Below are 19,180 nucleotides of genomic sequence, written 5' to 3'. Positions count from 1 at the left end.
CGCGCCGGCCGGCTCGACCGGCGCGGCCGGTCGTCAGGGCGCGCCGAGCACGCGGCCGTTCACGTTGCGCCCGTACATCGAGTCGGGCGAATCGTGGAACTTCGCGCGTGTGTCCTGCACGGAGCCCGTGAAGCGCGGGTCCTGCGGGCGTTCGTGGCTGTCCATGAAAGTCGCGACGTCCCACGCTTCCTGATCGGTCAACGTTCCGCCGAGCCCGAGCGGCATGTTGGCCTTGATGAAGCCGGCTGCATTGCGGATGTCGCCCATCCCCGCGCCCCAGTTGAACGAGCGTGCGCCCCACAGTGCCGGGAACGCCGGCTTGCCGCCGCTCGACTGACCCTGACCGTCCGCGCCGTGACACAGCGCGCAGTGCTGCGTGTAGACGGCTGCACCGCGTGCGTAGTCGGCTGTCTGCGCGGGCGGCGGCAGTTTCGGGAATCCCTGGCCCGGCAGCTTCGTGCCGACCGGCGCGCCCTTTGCAAGCCAGTACGAATACGTCTCGAGCGCGACGAGGACCGGGTCGCCGGCCGGCGGCGCCTTGCCGTTCATGCTGTAGCGGAAGCATCCCTGCAGGCGTTCGGCGAACGTGTTCACGTGGCCGTTCTTGCTGCGGTACGCCGGATACAGCAGGTACGCGGCCCACATCGGGCTCGAATCGGGCCGGCGGCCCGCGTCGAGGTGACAGCTCGCACAGGTCAGCTTGTTGCCGACGTACTTGCCCGCGAACTCGGGCGTGTGCAGGAAGATCTGCTCGCCGAGTTTCACGGTCTTGCCGAAGTCGTCGGCAGGGATCGCCGATTCGGGCGGCGGCGTGAACGGCCTGGGTGCCGGCGCGGCGGCGGCGGGGGCGGTCGCGGGTGAGGATGCGGCGGCCGGTGCGTCCTGCGGGGTCGCCGCGAACGCGAGCGCGGGCAACCAGGCCATGCCGAGCAGCGTCGCGCGGGCGTGGCGGATCAGCGTCGTGCGGTCGATCATCGCTTGTCTCCTTGTGCGGTGCCGCCGCGCGCATAGTAGGCGGCCACCGCGTCGATGTCGGCGTCGGACAGCTTGCCGGCGATCATCGGCATCAATCCCATTGGCCCGGGCGGACGCGTGCCGTGTTTCCAGCCGTTCAACTGGCCGGCGACATACGCGGCCGGCTGGCCCGCGAGCGGCGGAAACGCGGTGCCGACGCCGAGGCCGCCGGGGCCGTGACATTGGGCGCACGCGGGCAGGCCCTGCGACCAGCGCCCGCGCGTGGCGAGCCACGCGCCGGTGTTCGTCGGATCGATCGACGCATCGTCGGGCGTGAAGACGCCGGCCGGCGCGGGCAGGCTCGCGAAGTACGCGGAGACGGCGTCGCGCTCGTGCGGCGACAGCAGTTTCGAGAGCGGCTGCATGACCGGGTTCTGGCGGCTGCCGTCCGCGAACGCGGCAAGCTGCGCGGACAGGTACGCTGCATTCGTGCCCGCGAGGCGCGGGAAGCCGGCCGCCGCGTTGCCTTCGCCCTGACTGCCGTGGCAGCCGATGCAGGCGGCGACGCCCGTCGCCGTGCCCTGAGTCGCGATCGTCTTGCCGGACGTTGCGTCCTCCGCGTGCGCGTGGCCGGCGAACAGCGCGGCCGCGGCGAGCAGCAGCGGCGCGAACCGGCGTCGCGATGGTTCTCGCGGTGTCTCGACCGTATCGTTCACGTGTCCCCCTCCTTGTTGTATGTGGTGTACGCCCCGTGCGGTGGCGCGACCGGCCGTCAGCCGGCGGCGGGCCCGTCCTGCTGCGGCGCGAGGTGCTGCGTCGGCCGCGTCGCATCGTATCGGCCGAACCCGTAGCGCTCGAAGATCCGGAACGCTTCCGGCGACCGGATGAACGCCAGCCACGCGCGCGCGGCTTCCGGATGCGGCGCGTCCTTCACCATCGCGCCGGCATAGATCGCCGTCGTATTCTGCGCGGCCGGAATGTCGATGTGCATCAGCGGATGCCCGACCTGTTCCTGGAACGCCGCTTCGGATTGCCACAGCACGCCCGCGTCCGCGCGCCCCTGCATCAGGAACAGCGCGGTTTCCCGATGATGGATGTGCGTGAGTTCGGTCGTGCCGGCATGCACCTTGTCGTCGTAGACGGCGCGTGCGAGCGGGTCGCCGCCGGCCTTCACGAGCGACGCGCGGATCTGTCGCGCGACGCCTTCGAATGCCGGGTTCGGCATCGCGAGCTTCACGTCGGCCCGCGCGAGATCGTTCAGCGACGCGATGCGCTTCGGGTTGCCGGCGCGCACCATGATCGTCAGCTGGTTCGTCACGTACGGCACGGCCGGGCCCGCGAGCGTGCCGTCCGCGATCAGGCCGTTGATCTTGCCGAGCCCCGCGAAATACGCGTCGGGCTTGACCGTCCACGTCATGTTGCCGACGGTGATCGTGCCGCCCGCCTGGATCTGCTTCACGAGCAGCCCGGGCGGGATCGTTTCCCAGTAGATGCGGCCGCGGTACTCGGGATGGTCTTCCTCGAACTTCGCGACGAGCGGCGCCATCGCGAAGAAGTAGTTGCCGCCGACGTACAGCACGAGCTTCGGTGCGGTGAGGTCGCCGTGGAAATCGGCGAGCACGTCGACCTGCGGCACCGTGAATTCGAGGCCGCGATGGATCGCATCGTTGTTGCGGCCGTCCTGCCAGGGCGGAAAGACGGTCGCGTCGGTGGCGGCGAGCGCGAGCGCCGACACGCCGCACAGCCAGGCCGCCAGCGCGGCCCGCAGCGCGCGCCGGCGGCGGCGCAAAGGCGATTGCAATTTCGGTTTGGTGTGGATCGGTGTCATCGCGGCGCTCATTTCGCGTACGTGAAACCGGCCTGCTGCAACTCGGGCAGCGTGCCGACCGCGCCCGGCGTGACGATTGCCGACGGGATCACGTGGTTGGTCAGGTCGGCCGCGAGCGCGTCGAGCGGCAGCTTGTCGGGGTTCGCGTTCGCGCCGTCGAGCCGTTCCGCGAGTTCCCAGATCGCGTTGTGGCACGACAGGAACACGACGCCGCGCTGCTGCAGCGCGGCGAGGCTGTTGTCATGCGACGAGAATGCGCCGTCGGGCGCTTCATGGTCTTGCACGCCTTTCGATTGCGCGGGCTTTGCGTCGAGCAGCGTGTTGGCCGGGAACGCGGCGCCGGCGAATTTCGCGAGACCGTATTTGTCCCACGCGGCCTGGTCGAACAGCGCGAGATGCGCGCTGCCGTGCGTGGCCGACACGACGAGGAAATCCGGATGGCGGTACGACCAGATCTGCGCGTTCAGTGAGTTGCGCATCAGGTTCAGCCACGGGCCGCCGAGTTCGGTGTTGTCCCACACCTGCTTCGGGCCGCCGCGATAGCCGATCACTTCGGCGAGTGCCGCGTGATCCCACTGGTCGGGGTGCTCGAGGATCATCGGCACCGTCTTGAAATCGCGTCGTCTCGGTGCGGCCGCGAGGCGGCGCGTGAGGTCGGCGAGGTGCTCGGCGCCGCCGGGCAGCAGCGTGGCGGTGTCGGGCACCGCGGCGTGAGCCCGGCGCGTGGCGGCGAGCAGCGCGGTGCCGGCCGCGAGGCCGAGTGTCTTGAGCGCGCCTCGGCGCGCCTGCCGGTCGGACATGGCTTATCTCCCGGAATCGTTTTTGTGGGGGGCGCGCGTTGCCTGCGGCGGCGCGGCTTCACTATCGCGTAGCCAGTCTAGAGGCGCGCGATCGATCCCGGAAATCGCGATATCGGATGGGAGATATTCGAAGGTCTGATGATTGACGGGGCGGGCGCGACGCCGGGCGGCGCGGCGTCGCGATGCTGACCGCCCCGGTACGACGTCAATGCGCGGGGCGTTCGCGCAGGACTTCCGACGGCCGGGCATCGCGCACGAACACGCCGGCCAGCACCGCGCCCGCGAGTGCGATCGCACCGGCCAGCACGAACGCCGATGTGAACGAACCGCTGCGTTCGACGATGAAACCCGTCACGGCCGGGCCGATCACGCCCGACAGGCTGCCCATGCAATGCAGAAAACCGCTGACGCCGCCGACGCGGCCCGGATGCACGACGTCCTGCACGATGGCCCAGTAGATCGCGCCCGTCACGTACAGGAAGAACAGCGACACGGACATCAGCGCGACCGCGCCTTGCGTCGACTGCACGGCGCCCGCGACGGCCACGCACGTGCCGGCGCCGAGCAGGCAGGTGACGAGCACGATCCGGCGCGACAGCAGCAGGTTGCCGGTGAGCCGGTAGAGCGCATCCGAGATCGCGCCGCCGCACGCGAGGCCGACCGTACCGACGAGCCAGGGTACGACGGTGGCCACGCTCATCTCCTTGATGTTCAGGTGATGCGCACGCACGAGGTAACTCGGGAACCAGCTCAGGAAGAAGAACAGCACGTAGTTGTAGCTGAAGAACGCGGCCGCGGTCGCGAGGATGCGCGGCTGGCGCACGTAGTGCGACAGCGTGTGCGCGGGCGTTGCCGCGTCTGCCGCGATCGATGTGGCGAGCGTTGCGGTGGGCGCGCGCGACGCGTCGCTCACCGGCGTGGCCGGACGATCCGACGTCGACATCATCCACACGACGACCCAGGCGAGCCCGATCGCGCACACGATCCAGAAGGCCGGCCGCCAGCCGAACTGCGCGGCCAGCAGGCCGACGATCGGCCCGGCGATCGCGCCGCCGAGCGGCGAGCCGGCGCTGAGCAGGCCCATCGCGGTTGCGGCGGCATCACGCGGCAGCCAGTTGTTGACCATCTTGTTCGCGGCCGAGCACAGCGGCCCTTCGGCCATGCCGAACAGCAGTCGCACGATCAGCAGGCTCACGAAGCCGACGGTGAGCGCGGTCATCCCGCAGAACACCGACCACAACCCGACCGACAGCACGTACACGAGCTTCGGCCCGAGCCGGTCGGACGCGAGTCCGCCGATGAAATTGAACAGCGCGTAGCCGATGAAGAACGTGCTGAACACGAGCCCCATCTGGGCGGCGTCGATACCGAGATCGGTCTGCACGATCGGTGCGACGATCGACAGCGCGACGCGGTCGAGGTAGTTGATGCCATACACCAGGAACAGCAGGAATACCGTGAACCATGCCTGCGACTTCTGCTTCATGTCTGTCTCCTTCGTGCCGGTGGGCCGGCCGTCATGGTTGTCTTGCCGATCGTTCGCCGCGGCGGTATCCGCGCCGGCGGGCAGGGGTGTTGCGCGGTTCGCGTCGGGCGGCTGCGAACCGGGGCGCGCGGTCGTTCAGCGCGCGTACAACGGTGCGAGCAACGCATCGGTGCCGTGCTCGCGCAGCGTCGACAGATGCGTACCGACGCGCACGATCAATGCGTCGGGCCACGCGGCCGAACCGGCGAGCGCGGGGCTGCCGAGCGCGGCCCGAACCGCGCCGGCCGCAGTGCCGGCCGCCGACAGCGCAGCGCCGAGCGCGGCCGCGCCAGGATCGCTGATCGTCAGCGGCCGGCCCGATTCGTCGCGCGCGCTGGCGAGGGAGTGCAACCAGAGCGCCAGCGCGCGTTCCAGATACGGACGTTCGACGCCGGCCGCCGCGCTTTCGCGAAGCGCCGGCAGCCAGCGCAGCGGCACTTTCTGCGTGCCGTCCATCGCGATCTGTTCGGTGCGATGCGCGAGCGTCGGATTGCGGAAGCGCCGCACGAGCGTCGCGCAATAACCGTGCGCGTCGTAACCGGACGGCACGTCGACGGTCGCGAGCAGGTCGCGCGTCATCACGCCGTCGACGAGCGCCGCGATCGCAGGATCGGCCATCGCGTCGGACACGGTCGCGCGTCCGCGCAACTGCCCCGCGTACGCGATGGCCGAATGCGACCCGTTCAGTAGCCGCAGCTTCATCGTTTCGTATGGCTTCACGTCGCCGACGAGGTGCGCGCCGGCATCTTCCCAGCGCGGGCGCGGGCCGGCGAAGCGATCCTCGATCACCCATTGCGAGAACGGCTCGCAGACGATCGCGGCCGCGTCGTGCGCACCGAGATGCGCGTGCGCCCAATCGAGCGATTCGGGTGTTGCGGCCGGCACGATCCGGTCGACCATGCTGTTCGGAAATGCGACGTCGTCGCGGATGCGGCGTGCGAGCGTGCCGTCGATGCGTTCCGCGTAGTCGATCAGCAGCGCGCGCAGCGTGTCGCCGTTCGACGTCATGTTGTCGCAGCAGACGACGGTGAGCGGCGCGTTCGCCGGCCGCAGACGCAGGCCGGCGGCGATCACGCCGAGCGCGGTGCGCGGGGCGGCGGGCGTCGCGAGATCCTCGCGAATCGCGGGGTCGTCGGCATCGAGACCGCCGCCGGGACGGCGGCAATAACCTTTCTCGGTCACGGTCAGGCTGACGATCGACACGGCCGGATCGGCGATCAGCGCAAGCAGCGCAGGCAGGGAGTCGGGCGCGAACAGCGCGCCGTGCACCGCGCCGACGATTCGCGTGCGCGCGCCGTCGCCGTCGCGTTCCGTCACCGTGTACAGGTGATCCTGGGCGGCCAGCAGGTCGACGGTATGACGCCGCCGCAGCTCGACGCCGACGATCCCCCAGCGCAGGTCGCCCTGTTCGAGCACCGTTTCCGTATGCAGCGCCTGGTGGGCGCGATGGAATGCACCGAGGCCGAGATGGACGATGCCGGTGCGGACCGCCTGCCGGTCATAACCGGGGCGGCGCGTGCCGGGCGGCGCGGTGCGCAGGAAATCGGGGGCGGATGACATGACGATAGGTTGCGGTTTGTACCATGGTAGATGGCGGAGTGCATGCAGGTTATTTCGAGTTAATCGGCGAAGTTATCGGTGTAAACGCTAGATCGCTGGAATTCGATCGCTTCTGTACCATGGTAGTTATCGATATCGAGTCGGATCAATCGCAACCATGAGCGAAACGGCAGCACTGGAAGAAGCGGACGTCGTGGTCACGGCGTTACAGGGGTTCTCGCTGGACGAGAGCCGGTCCTATACGGAGCAGGTGCATGCGCTGCTGCGCCACGCGATCGTGCGCGGCGCGCTGCCGCCGCGCACTGCGCTGTCGGAGGCGGTGATCTCCACGACGATCAAGGTCAGCCGCACGCCGGTGCGCGAAGCGTTCGCGCAGCTCGCCGACGAGCGGCTCGTGCAGATCATCCGGAAGGTCGGCACGCTGGTCGCGCCGATTCCGGTGTCGATCCTCGAGGAAGGGCGTTTCGCGCGCAGCACGCTTGAATGCGCGAATCACGTCGAGCTCGCGCAAAAGATCACGCCGGCGCAGCTCGCGGAGCTGTCGCGGATCATCGACGCGCAGCGCGACGCGGTGGCCGCGGGCGACGTCGAAGCGTTCTTCGATCTCGACGAGGCGATGCACGGTCGGATGTTCGCGTTCGCGGGCCGGCCGCACGTGTGGGAAATGCTGCAGCCGATGAAGCGCCAGTTCGACCGTGTGCGCTGGCTGCTGCTCGATCGTGTCGAGGATCACGCGCGCCGCGCGCTGCAGGAACACGAGCAGATCCTCGCGCACATCGCGTCGCGCAACATGGCGCTGCTCGGTGCATCGGTCGCGTCGCACGTCGACCGGATCGGCTCGCATCTGCCGGAAGTGCGCAGCCGCGCGCCCCATTACTTTGTCGACTGAAACGCCCGCTGGAGGAGCGCAGTGAAAATCGAACGCTTGCAGACCATCGTCACGTGTCCGGGCCGGAACTTCGTGACGGTGAAGATCGTGACCGACGAAGGCGTCCATGGCCTCGGCGACGCGACGCTGAACGGCCGCGAGCTCGCGGTGCGCGCGTACCTGGAAGACCACGTGTTTCCGTGCCTCGTCGGCCGCGATCCGCGCAACATCGAGGACATCTGGCAGTACCTGTATCGCGGCGCGTACTGGCGGCGCGGGCCCGTGACGATGACGGCGATCGCCGCGATCGACATGGCGTTGTGGGACATCAAGGGCAAGCTCGCGGGCATGCCCGTGTACCAGCTGCTCGGCGGCAAGAGCCGCGACGGCCTGATGGTGTACGGCCATGCGAACGGGCGCGATCACGAGGAAGCGGTCGACGCGGTGCGCGCGCATATCGAGGAAGGCTTTCGCGCGATCCGCGTGCAGTCGGGCGTGCCGGGGCTCGACAAGGTGTACGGCGTCGGCAAGACCGCGGGCGCCTACGAACCTGCCGAAAAGGGCCTGCCGCCTGAAGAGCCGTGGGATACCGCGCTCTATCTGCGCCACACGCCGGAACTGTTCCGCAAGGTGCGCGACGCGGTCGGCGATGCGCCGCACCTGCTGCACGATGCGCATCACCGGCTCACGCCGATCGAGGCCGCGCGGCTCGGCCGCGATCTCGAGCCGCATCGCCTGTTCTGGCTGGAAGACGCGACGCCCGCCGAGAACCAGGACGCCTTCCGTCTGATCCGCCAGCACACGACGACGCCGCTCGCGGTCGGCGAGGTGTTCAATTCGATCTGGGACTGCAAGGACCTGATCCGCGACCAGCTGATCGACTACATCCGCGCGACGATCGTGCATGCGGGCGGGATCACGCACGTGCGGCGCATTGCCGACTACGCGGCGATGTACCAGGTGCGCACCGGCTTTCATGGCGCGACCGACCTGTCGCCGGTCTGCATGGCGGCGGCCGTGAACTTCGGGTTGTGGGCGCCGAATTTCGGCATCCAGGAACTGATGCCGCACAGCGCGCTGACCGATGAAGTGTTTCCGCACAGCTACCGCTTCGACGACGGCTATCTCGTGATGGACGACGTGCCGGGCCTCGGCGTCGACATCGACGAGACGCTGGCCGCGAAATATCCGTACGAACGCGCATACCTGCCGGTCGCGCGGTTGCGCGACGGCTCGATGTGGAACTGGTGAGCGACGAAGATCCGAAGGAGAGAACCGAAATGTTGAGCGTCGTTGTCGATCGTCCGAACAGCATGGGCGTGTGCGAGGTGCCGCTGCCCGTGCCCGCCGCCGGCGAAGTGCGCGTGAAGGTCCGCTATGCGGGCATCTGCGGCTCGGACCTGCACATCTTTCACGGCAAGAATCCGTTCGTGTCGTACCCGCGCATCATCGGCCACGAATTCGTCGGGACGATCGAGTCGGTCGGCGCGGGCGTCGACGCCGCGCGGCTCGGCGAGACCGTCGCGGTCGATCCGGTGATCAGTTGCGGCCACTGTCATGCGTGCACGATCGGCCGGCGCAACGTGTGCCGGCACCTGACCGTGCTCGGCGTGCATCGCGACGGCGGGTTCAGTCAGTACACCTGCGTGCCGGCCGGCAATGCCTACCGGATTCCGGCGGAGATCGCCGATACCTGCGCGGCGATCGTCGAGCCGTTCGCGGTGGCGGCGAACGCGACGTCGCGGACCGGCGTGCTGCCGGGCGATGTCGCGCTGATCTACGGCGCGGGCACGGTCGGCCTGACGATCCTGCAGGTACTCAAGCGCGTGTACGGCATTCGTGCATTCATCACCGACCGGCTCGATGCGCGGCTGCAGCTCGCGCGCAAATGCGGTGCGGCGGAGGACGAGATCATCAACACGAGTGTCGAGTCGCTGCCTGAAGCGCTGGAACAGCGCGGCGTCGACGGCGGCCCGACGCTGATCTTCGATGCGGTCTGCCATCCGTCGATTCTGGAAGAGGCCGTGAGGATCGCCGCGCCGGCCGGCCGGATCGGCGTGCTCGGTTTTTCGTCGGAGCCGTCCGCGATCGTGCAGGCGGAGCTGACGAAGAAGGAACTGACGCTGGCCGCGTCGCGGCTCAACTGCGCGATGTTCCCGCAGGTGATCGACTGGATCGGCCGCGGCTTGATCCAGCCCGAGCACATCGTCACGCACAAGGTAGGGTTCCGCGACGTCGCGCACGCGTTCGAGATGGCCGAGCACAATCCGGCGGAGAGCTGCAAGATCCTGCTCGACTTCGCGGGCGGCTGACACCGGTTCATGCCGATGGCCGGGGCGGCGCGAATCCCGCGGGCCGCTTCGAGTGCAGGATCGGGATCGGACACATCGATATCCAACATCAGGAGACATGCATCGTGACCCGGATTGCCTTCGAGGAAATGCAGCGTGCGATTCATGCGGCGCTCGTGAACGCCGGCATGCGCGAACGCGACGCCGACATTTGCGCGCGGATACATACCGAATCGACTTGCGACGGCGTCAATTCGCACGGTATCAATCGCGTCGCGCGATTCGTCGACTACCTCGGCAAGGGGTGGGTGAATCCTGACGGAGCCCGCACGCGCGTCAAGCAATTCGGTGCGATCGAAGTCTGCGACGGCAACCGCGGCCCGGGTATTCTCAACGCGCTTTCCGCGACCGACCGGGCCATCGAGATCGCCGACGCGCAAGGGGTCGGCATCGTGGCGATGCGCAACGCGACCCACTGGATGCGGGGCGGCACCTATGGCTGGCATGCGGCCGAGCGCGGCTACATCGCGATCTGCTGGACCAACACCGAATCCTGCATGCCCGGCTGGGGCGGCAAGAACACACGCGTCGGCAACAACCCGTTCGTGATGGCGGTGCCGCGCGAGCGCGGTCATATCGTGCTCGACATGGCGATGTCGCAGTACTCGTACGGAAAGCTGCAGGCGACCCGCCTCAAGGGGAAGCACATGCCGTTTCCCGCCGGCTTCGACAGCGACGGGAAATTGACGGCCGAGCCCGGCCCGATCGAGGCGTCGATGCGGATCCTGCCGATGGGCTACTGGAAGGGATCGGGATTCGCGATCATGCTCGACGTGCTGGCGGCGGTGCTGTCCGAAGGGCTCGCGACGAACCGGATCGATGAAGTTCAGCAGGGCAGCTGTACGGGGTGCTCGCAGGTCTTCATCGTGATCGACCCGCGCAAGCTCGGCGGCGAAGCCTTCACGAACCACGTGGCCGACGGCGTGGCGGACTACGTGAACACGTCCACGCTCGCGGAAGACAGCGACGAAGTGCTCTATCCGGGGCAGAGCGCACTGCGCACGCGGATCGCGCAGCGGCAGCACGGCATCGCCGTCGACGACGGGATCTGGGCCGACGTGCTCGCGCTCGCGGAGCGGCGGGCGTCGTCGCGCCCCTGACGCGACGACGGCGGCACACCGGAACGGACTGACGGACCGAACGCATCGCTGCAAGGACGCTGGTTTTCATCGGGAGAACTGATCATGAGGGCGGATATCGCGCTTGCGCCGGACGCAGGCATCGAGGCACACAACGAAGATGCGCTGTACCGGAAGGTGATACTGAGGATCGTTCCGCTGTTCTTCCTCGGCTTCATCATGTCCTACCTCGACCGCGTCAACATCGGTTTCGCGAAATTGCAGATGGCGGCCGACTTCGGGCTGACGAATGCGTCGTTCGCACTCGGGGCGAGCGTGTTCTTCTGGGGCTACATGCTGTTCGAGATTCCGAGCAACCTGATCCTGCGGCGCGTCGGCGCGCGGGCATGGATTGCCCGGATCATGGTTACCTGGGGGATCGTGTCGATCCTGATGGTCTTCTCGCGGAACGAGGCTGCGTTCTACTCGCTGCGATTCCTGCTGGGCGTATGCGAGGCCGGTTTCGTGCCGGGCGTGATGTACTACACGAACACGTGGCTGCCGGCCCGGCGCCAAAGCGGCATGTACTCGCTGTTCCTGATGGCGTTGCCGATCGCCGTCGTGTTCGGTGCGCCGCTGTCCGGCGCGATCATGGAGACGATGAACGGTGTGGCGGGCATCCGCGGATGGCAGTGGCTGTTCCTGCTGGAAGGGCTGCCGTCGGTGGTGCTGGGTGTCGTCATCCTGATGCTGCTGCGAAATCGGCCGGCCGACGTGGACTGGCTCACATCACGCGAGAAGCAGATCATCGAGGCGAACGTCGCGACGGAGGCGGCTTTCAAGTCGCATCGCGTGGCCGATGCGTTCCGGTCGCCGAAGATCTACGCGCTGATCGTCGTGATGATCCTGTTCAACACCGCGTTCTACGGCCTGACGTTCTGGATGCCGACGCTGTTTCACGATGCCGGCGTCGCGAACAGCCTGAACGTCGGGCTGCTGACGGCCATCCCGTTCGGCGTCGCCGCGATCTGCATGTATGCGAACGCGAAGCGTGCAGAGCAATCCGGGCGGCTGCGCCGGCACGGTGTGGTGCCCGTCGCGCTGGCCGCAATCGGCCTGTTCGTCGCGACGGTTGCGCACGACAGCTTCTGGCTCGCGCTGGTGATGCTGACGGTCGCGACGTCCGGCATCCTGTCGCTGATGCCGATCTACTGGACGCTGCCGGGGCGCGTGCTGTCCGGCCCGGCCGCGGCGGCCGGCTTCGCGCTGATCAACGCGTGCGGGAGCCTGTCCGGCATCCTGGGCGCGACGATCATCGGCTACGCGGGCCTCCGGGTCGGCATGACCATCCTGGCGGGCTTCCTCTTGCTGTGCAGCGTCGTGTTTTACCGGGTCTGCCCGCCGACGGCGGAATAGTGCCGAACCGGAACGTCGTCGCGCGTCGCGGCCATCAGAACGACACCGTCGTCGTCAGCGTAACGAGCCGCGGCTCACCGACCGCGACGATCAGGTTGTTGTTGCTCGACGGGTAGTAGGTCTTGTCGAGCAGGTTCTTCACGTTGAGCTGAAAGCGCGTCGGGAACTTGCCGATCGTCGTTTCGTACGCCGCGAACGCGTCGACGGTCACGTAGCCGGGCAGCGTGAAGCTGTTTCCCGTGTCGCCGGGGCGTGCGCCGACGAGGCGCGCACCGCCGCCGAAGCGCCAGCGGCCGGGCAGGTTTGCGATGGCCGTGTCGTACACGGCGAACAGGCTGCCCGTGTGGCGCGCGACGTTGACGAGCGGCGTGTTGCTGTCGCGATCGGTCGCGTTCGTATAGGCATAGCTGCCGATCACGCTCAGGTGGCGCGTGATCTGCCCGGCGACGTCTAGCTCGATCCCGCGCGAGCGCGCGGTGCCGATGGTCGACGTGATGTCGCCGACCGTGACCGCGACGTTGCGCTTGTCGATCTGGTAGGCCGCGAGCGTGCCGGTGATGCCGGGCTTCAGGTTGAACTTCAGGCCGGCTTCGAGCACGCGGCCGTATTCCGGCGCGAGCGGCGCGGTGACGTTCGATGCGACGTTCGGCTTGAACGAGCGGCTCACGTTCGCGTAGGCGGTCAGCGCCGGCGTGAGCGCATACGCAAGCCCGAACTGCGGCAGCCAGACGCTGCCGCGCGAGCGGTCGGCGAACACGAACGGCCGCCCCATTCCCGATTCCTGCTGCCAGTTTTCCCAGCGCAGCCCGCCCACCGCGGTGAGGCGCTCGGTGATCTTCACCGAGTCCTGCACGATCGTCGAGTACGCATGCACGACCGAGCGCGAATCGCTTTGCTTCGCGTTGGGTATGCCGCCCGCCGCGAGCAGGCCGTATACGGGATCGTAGAGATTGAAGCCGGTCGTCGCCTTGCCGCGGATCGTGTCGCCGCGAAAGCTGCGCTGCCGCTCGTATTCGCCGCCGATGTAGATCGCGTGGTTCATCCCCGCGAGCGTCACGTTGCCGAGCAGGCCGAGCGTCGCGATCTGGTCGGAATCGTTGCGTCCGAGGTTCGCATCGGACGAGCGCGTCATCGCGCCGGTCCTGCTGTTGAACGCGGTCGCGCGGGTGATGTACTGGTCGTAGCGATCGCGGCCCCAGCCGTAGGTCGCACGCACGCGCCACGCATCGGAGAAGCGGTGCTCGATGCGCGTACGCAGCGTTTCCTGGATGCCGCTGCTCTGCGACCACGCTTCCTCGTAGCGGCGATAGCGCAACGCGTCGTCGAGCTGGCCGTTCACGAGCACGGTGCCGCGATCGAACGGCATCGTGTAGTCGACGTACTGGTAGCTGACGTCGATCGACGTGTTCGCGTCGTGCCAGGACAGCGCGGGCGCGATCAGCGCGTTGCGTTCGCGGCCGAAGCTGCGCCAGTAGCGGCTCGTGTCGTATTCGCCGGTCAGCCGGAACGCGAGCGTGCCGCCCGCGACCTGGCCCGGCTTGCCGAGCGGGCCCGTGAGATCGAACTGCGCGCTGCTGCCGCCGTGGCTCGTGCGCGACGCGGAGATCGAGCCGCCGAACGTGTCTTCCGGCTTGCGCGTGACGAGGTTGATCACGCCGCCGGGATCCTGCATCCCGTACAGCAGCGAGGCCGGGCCCTTCAGCACCTCGACGCGGTCGATCGTCGCGAGATAGCTGTGCAGCACCGGCGTGCGCACGCCGTCGACGAGCACCGAGCCGTCGTTGTTCGATCCGAAGCCGCGCTTGATGAACGCGTCGCGCGTGCCGCCGAGCGTGTTCGTCTGCGTGACGCCGCTGATGTTGCCGAGCACGTCGTCGAGCGAGCGCGCCTGCTGATCCTGCATCACGCTGCTGCTGACCACCGCGACCGATTGCGGAATCTCCTTCAGCGAACGGTCGTCGCCGCCCGCGATGCTGGTGGTGCGCGGCTGGTAACCGACCGTCGGGTCGACGGCCGACGATGCGTTGACGCTGATCGCCGGGAGTTCTTGCCCGGCGGACGTCGTGGGAGTCGATGCGGGCGTGACGGGTTCGGCGCTGGCCGCATGCGCGCCGCTCGCGGCGCACAGGGTGATCAGGGCAGGCAGGCTTGCGTGCCACGGACGCAGGGTCCGGGCGCGGCGGGGCGTTCGACGGGATGGCATGAATCGAGGCAGGATGGAGTACTAAGGATCGTGTCGCGGGCCGCGGCGTTTTGTTGCGGCCAGGTTGCGCATGATATATGTAATGAGAATCATTTGCAATTGTAAAGCGATATCCAGCGGCGCACGGGCTTCGGTTGCCGGGCCGCCGGCCGTCTGCTACCGTAGCGGCCAAAATCAGACGCAGTGAAATTCAATGAGAGAACCGGGGGCCGCACCATGTCATCTTCCTGTCACGTCGCGTTCCGCGCGGCGCTACGCATCGCGCACGACCATGCGGGTGACGAAGTGATCGCAGCCGTATTCCGCCATTCGAACGATTAAAGCAACGGAAGCGAATTCATCCGGCGTTGCGCCGGGCTTCAATCACTTCAACCACCACGCTGGACGGGAGACCAACCTTGAAAAAGATATCCGCGCCGTTCGCGGCGGCCGCGCTTGCGGCATGCACGCTGCTGGCGGGCGTTCACCAGGCCGCTTGCGCGGCTTCGGACGCCGAACCCGCGATCGCCGCGCATTACGGCGCCGTGATCGAGGCTTATACGCAGGACATGGCCGCCGCGAAGGCGAAGTACGACGGCAAGCGCCTCGCGTTCGTCGGCGCCGTGATCCGGATGGGCGGCGACCCGGGCGGCACCTACTTCGGCGCGCTGACGGCCGACGGCGAGCAGTTCGATACGCATTTCGACGTGGCCGACCAGGATGCGCTGAAGCCGAAATTCCCCGGCGGCGAGATCAAGCCGTTCGTCACGTCGGCTGCTTTCCGCTTCAGTTGCGTGAACGAGGGTTATATCGACGCGCCGGTGCTGCCGGGGTTGAAGCTCTCGCATTGCCGGCTCGCCGATTGAGGATGCGTTGCTGCGGTGTCCGGCGTTCAGAACTTCTGCTGGATGCCGGCCATCACGCCGAGCTGGTTCATCCCGGTACCGACCGTTCCGCCGGCGGCGACCGCGTTCGCGGCCAGCCTGCTGTTGAACATGTAGCCCGCCGACGTATAGACGGTCGTCCGCTTCGACAGGAAATAGTTCGCGCGTCCGACGAGCAGCGTGGCATTCGTGCCGCCTTCGCCGTTCTCGCGGCGTTGCAGGTAGCGGACGCCCTGGAGATCGAGCGCGAGGTAGGGCGTCGCATAGTACGTGCCGCCGGCGAACACGATATCGGCCTGCAGGTGTTCGGCCGCCGCGAGGTTGCGGCGGATCCACCCGGCGCCCAGTTTCGCGGGGCCGATCTTCACGTAGGCGGCGACGATGTCGCGCGTGTCGGTGTACGCCGGATTGTTCAGCGGCGCGAGTGCACCGCCGCCGCCGCGCATCACGTCGTGCGACGCGGCAAGCCCGAAATTGCTCGCGTCGTACGCGAGCATCGCCGTGTACTGGCGGCAAGCGACGATGTCGCCGGGCACCTGTCCGGCGCAGCCGGTCGCTGATGGCCCCGCCGGCCCGGCTGCGTCGCGGCCGAAGCTGTAGGTGGCGCCGAGCGTCACGCCGTGGAACGTACCCTTGTAGCCGATCGCGTTGTCGCTGCGCGCGTTCGGCAGATAGGAGTCGAAATCCGCCATGGAGTGAATCGACGGGCCGATCACGTCGGCATTGGTCAGCACGATCATCGACATGTTCATCTGGCGGCCGAGGGTCAGCGCGCCGAACGGACTGTTCACGCCGACGTTCGCCTGTCGCCCGAACAGGCGCCCGCCGTAGTTCAGCGCGCCGGTGCCGGGCTGGAAGCCGTTCTCGAGCACGAAGAAGGCCTGGTAGCCGCCGCCGAGATCCTCGGTGCCTCTCAACCCCCACCGTGACGGCACCTCGCCGGTCAGCGTCGGCACGCCCGTGAACGATCCACCGTGCGCTGCGTTGTTGTAGTAGGACACGCCGGTATCGATGATCCCGTACAGCGTGACGCTGCTTTGTGCGCAAGCCGGTCCGGCCAGCGCCATCGCCGTCGCGAATGCGACGCCCAGTTTCGTTTTCATGGCTGTCTCCAAACAGTATGTAGATATGCTTATTGATTTTTGTAATGCCCGGACGTATCCGGGATGCCGACGGGTATCGGCAAGACTGCGGGCGTCGCGTGTTACGACATCGCCGGGTCGCGTTGCCTGCGCGGCGCCGCGGCACGCGTGCCCGCCACGGCGACGGCGATCGCCGCGCCGGCCATCGGCACGAGGAACGCGAGGTAGAGGTGGGAAACGGACCAGCCGTCGTCCAGCAGCGCACCGACCGTCATCGGCGACAGGATGGCGCCGAGGCGGCCGATGCCGACCGCGAGGCCGATGCCGGTCGTGCGGATTTCGGCGGGGTACGGCGTCGGCGACAGCGCATACATGCCGGCCACGCACGCATTGATCACGGCGCCGAGGAACACGCCGACGGTCATTCCGATGCCGAGCGAGCCCGTGTTCGCGCCGAACACGACCATCAGTACGCCGCCGAGCAGCAGCGTCGCGCCGAGCAGGTTGCGCAGGCCGAACCACGTCGACAGCAGGCTGAAGAGCGACGCGCCCGCAATGCCGCCGAGGTTGAGCAGTACGCCGCCGGTTACGCCCTGCGATGCCGACAGCCCGGCCTGGACCAGCAGCTTCGGCGTCCAGCTCACGACGAAGTAGAAGCTGCCCATCACGAGGAAGAACGCGATCCACAATGCGATCGTGCGGCGCGCAAGCGGTGCGCGCAGCACGGCTGTCCAGCTCGACGCGGGGTTCGCCGAGTCGATGAAGGAGGACGGCAGCGTGTCGATCGGCGCGCGCTTCATTCTCGCGAGGATGCGGTTGATTTTCTGCAGCGCGTTGTCCGGACGCCGCGCCAGCAGGAAGTCGAGCGATTCCGGCAACAGCGCGAGCACCATCGGGATCGACAGCAAGGTCAGGATGCCGCCGAACGCGAACACGCTGCGCCATCCCCACGTCGACAGCAGGTAGCCGGCGATGACGCCGCCGGCGGTGGCGCCGATCGCATAGCCGGTCGACTGCATGCCGATCGCGGCGCTGCGCCATTTGTTCGACGCGTACTCGCCGCTGATGACGGTCAGGCTCGCCAGCATGCCGCCGATGCCGAGCCCCGTGTACGCACGCGCGATGGCGAGTTGCAGCGTGCTGTGCGTGGCCGCGCAGGCGAGCATCCCGGTCGAGATCACGGCGAGGCAGAGCAGGATGATGCGGCGGCGGCCGACGCGGTCGGCCAGCGGCGCGATCAGCACCGAGCCGATACCCATGCCGGCCAGCCCGGCACTCAGCAGCAGGCCGATTTCCTTGCCGCTCAGTTTCCATTCGGCCGCCAGATGCGGCGCGGCAAACGCGATGGCCAGCACGTCGAAGCCGTCGAGCATGTTCAGCACGACGCAGGCCGTGACCGCCATCGTCTGGAACACGCTCATCGGGGATTCGTCGATCGTATTGCGGATACTTGCGCTCACGTCAAAGATCCTTGAAAAATAGTATGACTAATCAAATTGGATGGAATCGAAGCCACGGTAAAGAAGGGGACGAAAGCGAATGCGAATGCGCGGGCCGGCCGCCACCCCAGGGCCCGCCAGCCCGCGCGATGCTTACGCGGGTTCGGGTTGCAGCAGCAGCCGCTCGATCACGCGCCGCGCGCGATTGGGGCCCGCGTCGACGTGAATGTCGATCTGGCGGCCGGCCGGAAAGCGCAGCTGATTCCGGTATTGCGCTTCGATCACGGTCTTGTCCTCGTCGAACGTCGCCGCGGATTGCTCGATGACCGTTTGCGCGACGCGTTCCACGTCGTGTTGCGGATTGGTCGCGACGGTCCAGAAGTAATGCGTCGTCGTTTCCGTCTCGGGCGTGATGCCGTGGAAGCCGCGCATGTGAAAGCCGCCGCGCGCCGGATCGTGCAGGTCGCCGGTGCCGGCGTCCATCGCGCCGGTCCAGATCCGGATGTGCGACACGTGAAACTCGATTTCCTGCCAGCGATCGACGCGGCCCGCGAACGGCCATGCGGCGGTGTAGGTCGGCGGCGGGTCGGAATCCGGCATCAGGCGAACCAGCGTCACCGTGTCGCCGTCGCTGCCGACGCGGGTTTCCGCGCCCATGTGCAGCTGCGCGTTGCCGCCGATCGTTTTCAGATGGACGTAGCCGAGGTGGCTGAGGTCCATCAGGTTGTCGTGGATCAGTTGATACGGCGCGTCGTAATGGTAGTTGCCGCCGCCGAACCGGTACTGCGGATCAGTGTGGAACGCGTAGCGCGGCGGCGCGCTTGTCGGTTGAGCGTGCGCATCGGCGCCGATCCAGATCCACACGATCTCGTCCTGTTCCTGCACCGGATACGACGACACGCACGCTTTCGCCGGAATCCGCTCCTGGCCGGGAATCTCCACGCATGCGCCGCCGCGGTCGAACAGCAGGCCGTGATAGCCGCAGCGCAGGCCGCGCGCCTCGAGCGAGCCGCACGACAGCGGCAGCGACTTGTGGCAGCAGCGATCCTCCAGCGCGCCGACTTCCCCGGACGGCAACCGGAACAGGACGACCGGGCGGCCGAGCAGCGTGCGGGCGACGGGTTTGTCCGTCAGTTCGGACGACAGCGCGGCAACCCACCAGCGGTCCATCGGGAAATGAGTCGTATTGATCGGTGGTCGGGCATGTTGCTCCATTGATCGTCTCCAGTATTG

16 protein-coding genes are annotated in these 19,180 nt (G+C 67.7%); 6 read left to right on the top strand and 10 right to left on the bottom strand.

Annotated elements, in window-relative coordinates; translation table 11 throughout:
- Nucleotides 1-33 precede the first annotated feature (33 nt).
- The 6 genes from HWX87_RS18700 to HWX87_RS18675 all read right to left on the bottom strand — a co-directional run bounded on the left by HWX87_RS18700 (nucleotide 34) and on the right by HWX87_RS18675 (nucleotide 6,667).
- Nucleotides 34-924 carry a c-type cytochrome gene (locus tag HWX87_RS18700; protein WP_347880179.1) on the bottom strand — a complete coding sequence of 297 codons (891 nt, stop codon included), beginning with the start codon at nucleotides 922-924 and terminating at the stop codon, nucleotides 34-36.
- Nucleotides 925-971: 47 nt separating this feature from the next.
- On the bottom strand, nucleotides 972-1,670 hold the full coding sequence (locus HWX87_RS18695; protein WP_176048495.1) for a c-type cytochrome: 699 nt from the start codon (nucleotides 1,668-1,670) through the stop codon (nucleotides 972-974).
- A 56-nt stretch (nucleotides 1,671-1,726) separates the two neighbouring features.
- The gene (locus HWX87_RS18690; RefSeq protein ID WP_176048494.1) at nucleotides 1,727-2,782 is read right to left on the bottom strand and encodes a substrate-binding domain-containing protein; all 1,056 of its coding nucleotides are present in this window, start codon (nucleotides 2,780-2,782) and stop codon (nucleotides 1,727-1,729) included.
- Between the two features lie 8 nt (nucleotides 2,783-2,790).
- Entirely contained in the window at nucleotides 2,791-3,582 is a 792-nt protein-coding gene (locus HWX87_RS18685; protein WP_176048493.1) for a transcriptional initiation protein Tat, read from the bottom strand.
- A 205-nt stretch (nucleotides 3,583-3,787) separates the two neighbouring features.
- Nucleotides 3,788-5,068 carry an MFS transporter gene (locus HWX87_RS18680; RefSeq protein WP_176048492.1) on the bottom strand — a complete coding sequence of 427 codons (1,281 nt, stop codon included), beginning with the start codon at nucleotides 5,066-5,068 and terminating at the stop codon, nucleotides 3,788-3,790.
- A 135-nt stretch (nucleotides 5,069-5,203) separates the two neighbouring features.
- Nucleotides 5,204-6,667 (bottom strand): mannitol dehydrogenase family protein, encoded by a 1,464-nt coding sequence (locus tag HWX87_RS18675; protein WP_176048491.1) that lies wholly within the window; start codon nucleotides 6,665-6,667, stop codon nucleotides 5,204-5,206.
- A 157-nt stretch (nucleotides 6,668-6,824) separates the two neighbouring features.
- Between HWX87_RS18675 and HWX87_RS18670 the strand changes: the two genes are divergently transcribed.
- The 5 genes from HWX87_RS18670 to HWX87_RS18650 all read left to right on the top strand — a co-directional run bounded on the left by HWX87_RS18670 (nucleotide 6,825) and on the right by HWX87_RS18650 (nucleotide 12,360).
- Nucleotides 6,825-7,556 carry a GntR family transcriptional regulator gene (locus tag HWX87_RS18670; protein WP_176048490.1) on the top strand — a complete coding sequence of 244 codons (732 nt, stop codon included), beginning with the start codon at nucleotides 6,825-6,827 and terminating at the stop codon, nucleotides 7,554-7,556.
- A gap of 21 nt (nucleotides 7,557-7,577) precedes the next feature.
- Nucleotides 7,578-8,786: a D-mannonate dehydratase ManD gene (gene manD / locus HWX87_RS18665; protein WP_176048489.1), complete on the top strand. Its 1,209-nt coding sequence runs from the start codon at nucleotides 7,578-7,580 to the stop codon at nucleotides 8,784-8,786.
- 29 nt (nucleotides 8,787-8,815) lie between these two features.
- A complete protein-coding gene (locus tag HWX87_RS18660) occupies nucleotides 8,816-9,847 on the top strand; it encodes a Zn-dependent oxidoreductase (RefSeq protein ID WP_176048488.1) in 1,032 nt (343 codons plus the stop codon).
- A 104-nt stretch (nucleotides 9,848-9,951) separates the two neighbouring features.
- A complete protein-coding gene (yiaK, locus tag HWX87_RS18655) occupies nucleotides 9,952-10,986 on the top strand; it encodes a 3-dehydro-L-gulonate 2-dehydrogenase (protein WP_176048487.1) in 1,035 nt (344 codons plus the stop codon).
- 84 nt (nucleotides 10,987-11,070) lie between these two features.
- The gene (locus HWX87_RS18650) at nucleotides 11,071-12,360 is read left to right on the top strand and encodes an MFS transporter (RefSeq protein WP_176048486.1); all 1,290 of its coding nucleotides are present in this window, start codon (nucleotides 11,071-11,073) and stop codon (nucleotides 12,358-12,360) included.
- A 34-nt stretch (nucleotides 12,361-12,394) separates the two neighbouring features.
- On the opposite strand, the gene HWX87_RS18645 is transcribed toward HWX87_RS18650, so the two are convergent.
- Nucleotides 12,395-14,563 carry a TonB-dependent siderophore receptor gene (locus tag HWX87_RS18645; protein ID WP_176048485.1) on the bottom strand — a complete coding sequence of 723 codons (2,169 nt, stop codon included), beginning with the start codon at nucleotides 14,561-14,563 and terminating at the stop codon, nucleotides 12,395-12,397.
- Between the two features lie 398 nt (nucleotides 14,564-14,961).
- Between HWX87_RS18645 and HWX87_RS18640 the strand changes: the two genes are divergently transcribed.
- The gene (locus HWX87_RS18640; protein WP_176048484.1) at nucleotides 14,962-15,408 is read left to right on the top strand and encodes a hypothetical protein; all 447 of its coding nucleotides are present in this window, start codon (nucleotides 14,962-14,964) and stop codon (nucleotides 15,406-15,408) included.
- A gap of 26 nt (nucleotides 15,409-15,434) precedes the next feature.
- Here HWX87_RS18640 and HWX87_RS18635 read toward each other — a convergent pair whose 3' ends face one another.
- The 3 genes from HWX87_RS18635 to HWX87_RS18625 form a co-directional block, all read right to left on the bottom strand.
- Entirely contained in the window at nucleotides 15,435-16,529 is a 1,095-nt protein-coding gene (locus tag HWX87_RS18635; protein WP_176048483.1) for a porin, read from the bottom strand.
- Nucleotides 16,530-16,630: 101 nt separating this feature from the next.
- Nucleotides 16,631-17,968, bottom strand: coding sequence for an MFS transporter (locus HWX87_RS18630; protein WP_176048482.1), 1,338 nt, complete (start codon nucleotides 17,966-17,968; stop codon nucleotides 16,631-16,633).
- 132 nt (nucleotides 17,969-18,100) lie between these two features.
- Nucleotides 18,101-19,162 (bottom strand): Rieske 2Fe-2S domain-containing protein, encoded by a 1,062-nt coding sequence (locus HWX87_RS18625; protein WP_176048481.1) that lies wholly within the window; start codon nucleotides 19,160-19,162, stop codon nucleotides 18,101-18,103.
- Between the last annotated feature and the right edge of the window lie 18 nt (nucleotides 19,163-19,180).

This window comes from Burkholderia sp. BCC1644, assembly GCF_902833225.1.
Classification (GTDB): Bacteria; Pseudomonadota; Gammaproteobacteria; order Burkholderiales; family Burkholderiaceae; genus Burkholderia.
Note: the sequence above shows the minus strand (reverse complement) of the source record. Positions and strands in the feature narration are given on the sequence as shown.

What these genes read in the sequence shown, in the direction of transcription:
- HWX87_RS18700 (WP_347880179.1), bottom strand. Translation starts at nt 924, where the DNA reads ATGGCCTGGTTGCCCGCGCTCGCGTTCGCGGCGACCCCGCAGGACGCA.
- HWX87_RS18690 (WP_176048494.1), bottom strand. Translation starts at nt 2,782, where the DNA reads ATGACACCGATCCACACCAAACCGAAATTGCAATCGCCTTTGCGCCGC.
- HWX87_RS18685 (WP_176048493.1), bottom strand. Translation starts at nt 3,582, where the DNA reads ATGTCCGACCGGCAGGCGCGCCGAGGCGCGCTCAAGACACTCGGCCTC.
- HWX87_RS18680 (WP_176048492.1), bottom strand. Translation starts at nt 5,068, where the DNA reads ATGAAGCAGAAGTCGCAGGCATGGTTCACGGTATTCCTGCTGTTCCTG.
- HWX87_RS18675 (WP_176048491.1), bottom strand. Translation starts at nt 6,667, where the DNA reads ATGTCATCCGCCCCCGATTTCCTGCGCACCGCGCCGCCCGGCACGCGC.
- HWX87_RS18670 (WP_176048490.1), top strand. Translation starts at nt 6,825, where the DNA reads ATGAGCGAAACGGCAGCACTGGAAGAAGCGGACGTCGTGGTCACGGCG.
- HWX87_RS18660 (WP_176048488.1), top strand. Translation starts at nt 8,816, where the DNA reads ATGTTGAGCGTCGTTGTCGATCGTCCGAACAGCATGGGCGTGTGCGAG.
- HWX87_RS18650 (WP_176048486.1), top strand. Translation starts at nt 11,071, where the DNA reads ATGAGGGCGGATATCGCGCTTGCGCCGGACGCAGGCATCGAGGCACAC.
- HWX87_RS18645 (WP_176048485.1), bottom strand. Translation starts at nt 14,563, where the DNA reads ATGCCATCCCGTCGAACGCCCCGCCGCGCCCGGACCCTGCGTCCGTGG.
- HWX87_RS18635 (WP_176048483.1), bottom strand. Translation starts at nt 16,529, where the DNA reads ATGAAAACGAAACTGGGCGTCGCATTCGCGACGGCGATGGCGCTGGCC.
- HWX87_RS18625 (WP_176048481.1), bottom strand. Translation starts at nt 19,162, where the DNA reads ATGGAGCAACATGCCCGACCACCGATCAATACGACTCATTTCCCGATG.